The organism is Guyparkeria sp. (genome assembly GCF_046545975.1).
Lineage (GTDB): Bacteria > Pseudomonadota > Gammaproteobacteria > Halothiobacillales > Halothiobacillaceae > Guyparkeria.
Genome location: NZ_JBKGYT010000106.1, coordinates 1 through 4,813, shown reverse-complemented (window position 1 = coordinate 4,813; position 4,813 = coordinate 1). Strand labels below are relative to the sequence as shown.

5 protein-coding genes and 1 tRNA gene are annotated in these 4,813 nt (G+C 66.6%); 1 reads left to right on the top strand and 5 read right to left on the bottom strand.

All coding sequences use genetic code 11. The annotated features are described in order from the left end of the window. Positions 1–73 precede the first annotated feature (73 nt). From ACLFMY_RS08360 to ACLFMY_RS08350, 3 genes are all read right to left on the bottom strand, one after another. Positions 74–1,084 carry a M48 family metallopeptidase gene (locus tag ACLFMY_RS08360; protein WP_410764205.1) on the bottom strand — a complete coding sequence of 337 codons (1,011 nt, stop codon included), beginning with the start codon at positions 1,082–1,084 and terminating at the stop codon, positions 74–76. An 11-nt stretch (positions 1,085–1,095) separates the two neighbouring features. Then, positions 1,096–1,692 (bottom strand): LemA family protein, encoded by a 597-nt coding sequence (locus ACLFMY_RS08355; RefSeq protein ID WP_410764204.1) that lies wholly within the window; start codon positions 1,690–1,692, stop codon positions 1,096–1,098. A 136-nt stretch (positions 1,693–1,828) separates the two neighbouring features. Beyond that, positions 1,829–2,578, bottom strand: a complete 750-nt coding sequence (locus ACLFMY_RS08350; protein ID WP_410764203.1) for an NYN domain-containing protein — start codon at positions 2,576–2,578, stop codon at positions 1,829–1,831. Between the two features lie 171 nt (positions 2,579–2,749). Between ACLFMY_RS08350 and ACLFMY_RS08345 the strand changes: the two genes are divergently transcribed. Next, complete coding sequence (locus ACLFMY_RS08345; RefSeq protein ID WP_410764202.1) at positions 2,750–3,553, top strand: class II glutamine amidotransferase; 804 nt, start codon at positions 2,750–2,752, stop codon at positions 3,551–3,553. 183 nt (positions 3,554–3,736) lie between these two features. Here the strand turns inward: ACLFMY_RS08345 and ACLFMY_RS08340 are convergent. Continuing rightward, positions 3,737–3,813, bottom strand: a tRNA-Pro gene (locus ACLFMY_RS08340). Between the two features lie 55 nt (positions 3,814–3,868). Then, on the bottom strand, positions 3,869–4,813 hold a 945-nt coding region (locus ACLFMY_RS08335), incomplete at its 5' end, for an EAL domain-containing protein (protein ID WP_410764201.1).

The window sequence follows — 4,813 nt, the reverse complement described above, 5'->3', positions numbered from 1 at the left end:
CCAGCAGATCCGGCTGCTCAATGCCGACGAGATCCGGCCGCTTGCCTGGGACTGATGTCGCCGGCAGAGGGCATCAGGAGGTCCGGGCTCCTGCCAGCCGCCGGATCCGTTCCTCCAGCGGCGGGTGGGTGTCGAACAGGCGCGCGCCGCCGGCACGGAAGAGGAAGGCGTGGTTCATCTCCGCGGCGGCGTCGGACTGCACGCGCGACGAGGCGCCGCCCTTGAGCTTCTCGAAGGCGCTTTTCAACCCGTCGGGGTAACGGGTGAACTGCACGGCCGAGGCGTCGGCCAGGAACTCGCGCTGGCGGCTGACGGCCGCCTGCAGGATGCGGCCGAAGAACACCGTCAGCAGGCCCACCAGCGCGATGGCCGCCGCGCCGGCCAGCATGGCGATGCGCAGGCGGGCGTCACGGCGGCCGGGCCCGACGCCGACGTGGAACCACCAGCGGGCGACGAAGAACAGGAAGGTAAAGCCGAACACCATCGCCGCCACGCGCACCGACAGCTTGATGTCCCGGTTGGCGATGTGGCCGAACTCGTGGGCGACCACCCCGGCCAGCTCGTCGCGGGACAACTGCTCCAGCGCCCCCTGCGTGACCGCGACCGCGGCATTCTCCGGCCTGGTGCCGGCGGCGAAGGCGTTGATGCCCGGCTCCCGGTCCAGGACGAACACCCGCGGGCGGGGCAGGGCCGAGGCGATGGCCATCTCGTCGACGATGTTGAGGTACTGGCGTTCGGCCGGGCTGAGGTTAGTCTCGCCCGCACCGGTCAGCTCGCGCCCGCCCAGCGACTGGGCCACCTTGGCACCGTCCGAGCGGGTGAACCAGCGAAACAGGGTGACCAGGAGGATGCCGCCGCCGGTCAGCCCCGCGGCCCAGGCGAAAGCCTGCCAGTCGGCCCCATTCGGCAAGGGTGTCCGGTTTGTGCCCGCCCCCTGGGCGGCCTGGGCCTGCTCCCCCAGGATCAGGCCCAGCCAGACGAGTGCGCCCACGGCCGCTGCTGCGGCGATCAGCAAAAGCACGTAGAGCACGACCAGTATCCGGGTCTGACGCCGAGCCAGGTCCTGCTGTTCGCGAAAATCCATGAGCGATCAGATCAGAAGGTGACTTCAGGCGCTTTCTGGATGGCCTCGCTGTCCTCGAACTCGAGCAGCTGGGCATCCTCGCCATGGCCGACGAGCTTGCCGATCACCACCGGCGGGAAGGAGCGGCGGTACTCGTTGTATTTCTGTACCAGGTCGTTGTAGGCCTGGCGCGCGTAGGCGACGCGGTTCTCGGTGGTGGCCAGCTCCTCGGAGAGCTGGCGCATGTTGGCGTCGGCCTTGAGGTCCGGGTAGGCCTCGAAGGTGGCATTCAGCCTGCCCAGTCCGCTGTTGAGCGCCGACTCGGCACGGGAAAGCAGGTCCATGGTTTCCGGGTTGCCCGGCTTGTCGTGGGCGGCCTCCACCGCCTTCTCCGCCGCGGCGCGCGCCTCGGTGACCTCCTTGAGGACCGATGCTTCATGTTCCATGTACCCCTTGGCCGTGTTGACCAGGTTGGGGATCAGGTCATGGCGGCGCTTGAGCTGCGTCTCGATCTGCGCGAAACCGTTCTCGTACTGGGTGCGGTACGAGGTCAGCTTGTTGTACACGTAGATGACGTAGACGACGGCGATCACGACCAGCGCGATCACGATCCAGGTCTCAATTCCCATGGCGGCTTCTCCCTGCTGTGTGCGACCGGTGGTCGCGGGGGGTGTCTGGAACGGTCGATACCCGACGAGTGTACCGTGTCGGCGTTCCCGTCGGCGGCATCGGCCGGAATTGGATGATGGTATGGGGTGAATGTAGTCAGGCCGAGCCGTTCGATCGCCGACGGCTATCCCGCACGAATACCCCGTTGTCGCGGCGCTCGATTTCAAATAGCCCAATGGCATCGAACAGCGAGCTGAGCTTCGTGTAGCCGTAGTTGCGCGGGTCGAAGTCGTTGGCGGTCTTGTTCATGTAGCTGCCGACCGGGCTCAAGTTTGCCCAGCCGTTCTCGTCCGACGTGGCCTCGATCGCTGCTCGTGCCAACCTGACGAGCGCCGTGTCGCTGCGCAGCTCCTTCTTGCCCTGAGGGCTGTGCGCCAGGGTGACGTCCTCTTCCTGAGGTGCCGTGAATACATCGGTGTAGATGAACCGGTCGCAGGCGGAGACGAACGGCTTTGGCGTCTTGCGCTCCCCGATACCGAAGACTTCCTGCCCCGACTCTCGCAGACGCGAGGCCAGCCGGGTGAAATCGCTGTCGCTGGAAACCAGGCAGAACCCCTCGAAGCGACTCGTATAGAGCAGGTCCATCGCGTCGATGATCATGGCGCTGTCGGTGGCGTTCTTGCCCACGGTGTAGCGGAACTGCTGCACCGGCTGGATGGAATGGTGCAGCAGCACCTCTTTCCATTTGCCGAGATGCGGCGTGGTCCAGTCACCGTATATTCGCTTGACGTGCGCCACGCCGATCTTGGCCACCTCGGCCATCAGCCCGTCGACGATGCCGGGATTGGCGTTGTCGGCGTCGATCAGGACGGCAAGAGAGAGATTGGCATTGGTTCCATTGGCCATGTTGACGGCTTCCTTGCTCTGCGATGACTCCCGGCCAGTTTGCCATGCCAGGGAGCCGCAAGGACAGCGCAAGGCTTTCCCCGGCTCGAAGACCTTCCCCTGACCGGCGGAGGGGCTTGACACTGTCCGTGTGGCCAGTCGGGGCGCTTTCTGCGAGTATCGGTCCTTGCCATGTGTGAACTCTTCGCCATCTCCAGTCGGGAGCCGGTGGCCGCGGACTTCGCCTTGGAGCGATTCGCGCGCCGGGGCGGGCGGGACGGCCCGCACCGGGACGGCTGGGGCATTGCCGCCTACGAGGGGCCGGATGTCTTCCGGCTCCGCGAACCGGTGGCCGCGGCGGAAAGCGAGCTGGTCCGCTACGTCGACCGGCACATCCCGCCCAGCCGTCTGATCATCACCCACATCCGGCTGGCCACGCGCGGTGACCGGGCACTGTGGAACACCCAGCCGTTTCAGCGGGAGCTGGGCGGGCGGGTGCATCTGTTTGCCCATAACGGCAACCTTTCCGGCGTCGACCGGCAGGCGTTCCGACCGCGGCGTTTCCGCCCACTGGGTGACACGGATTCCGAGCTGGTCTTCTGTTATCTGCTCGAACGTCTCGCCCCGCTCTGGGACGAGCGCGACGGCGTACCGCCGCTGGCCGATCGGCTCGCCTGCGTCGCCGAGGTCGCCGCCGAGCTGCGTCCCTTTGGCCCGGCGAATTTCTTCTACGCCGACAGCGATGCGTTGTTTGTCCATGCCCACCGTCGCACCCAGGCCGACGGCGAGATCCGCCCGCCGGGGCTGCACATGCTCGACCGCCGCCATTGCGAACTCTCCGAGGCCCTGGCCGACTCCGGCCTCGATCTTCACGGCAGTTGCCAGGAAATGCTGCTGTTCGCCAGCACGCCGCTGACGGAGGGTCCCTGGCAGCCGTTGCCCGAGGGCGCCGTGCTGGCCGTCTCGGCCGGCGAAGTCCTCGATCGCGCGGACTGATTTGGGCGGGACGGCCTGGGCGATGCGCCGGTCATGGGCGGGGGACGAAGCCAGCCGCTACCGCGGCTTTCGCGGGCCTGGCCCGCCCGGAGAACCCGTTGGCATCCGGGGCGAAGGCGGGGGCATGCGGGTCGTAACGCAAAAGGGCCACCCGTCGAGGGTGGCCCTTTTGTTTTGTCGGTTTGGTCGGAGTGGAGGGATTCGAACCCCCGACCACCTGCACCCCATGCAGGTGCGCTACCAGGCTGCGCTACACTCCGAAACAGGGCGCGAAGCATAGCGCATTTTCCGGGCCCGAGAAAGCCCGCGGTCGCTTCAGGCCCGTCGGACCGGCCGTTGGCCGGCCGGATTCACGGGGCGGACGATTTCCGGATGGCCGAAATGGAAGCCCTGCCCCCAGTCGATGCCGATATCCCGCAGGATGTCGGCGGTGCGCTGGTCGCCGATGAACTCGGCGACGGTGGTCAGTCCCAGGTCGCTGGCCATGGCCTGGATGTGTTGCACGATCTTCCGTGCCCGGCTGTTGTCGTGGATGTGTTCGACCAGTGCGCCTTCGATCTTGAGGAAGGTGAACGGCATGTCGAGCAGGTAGCGATAGGAGGAATAGCCGCTGCCGAAATCGTCGAGAGCCAGGCGCAGCCCGAAATCGATCAGCGGGCGAAGCGCATCCAGGGCGTGGCCGGTGTCGTCCAGCACCTCCCGCTCGGTCATCTCGAGGACCAGGGGCTTGACCCCGCCGTTGCTGCCTTCCACGCAGTCACAGGCCGTTCGTACGGTCTGGATGATGTCTTCCATCAGTTCAGGATGCTGCAGGAAGTCGCCGGATATGTTGACGAAGTGGGCCATCGGGCGGTGACCGATGGTGGAGACACAGTTCGAGATCGTCTGGTGGATGATCTGATGATCGATGCGGTGGGCAATCTGCAGTCGCGCTGCCGCCTCGATGAAAAAGTGCGCGGGGATCACCTCGCCGTCAGGGGTGATCATCCGGGCGAGCGCCTCGTCGGCGACCTGTTCACCGCTTTCGAGGTCGACGATCGGCTGGCTGGCAGCCACGATCCGCCCTTCGTGGAGGGCGCGATCCAGCGCACCGCCGGTGATGTAGACCGACGGCTGGCGCAACTGGTCCGCGTCCACCACCCGGTCGCGGCCGTTGCGCTTGGCCTGGTACACCGCGGCGTTGATGGCGCTGAGCGGGTCGCGGCTGGCAAGGCGTGACAGGTCATCGGGATCGACGGCGGCATGCCCCATGCTCAGGGT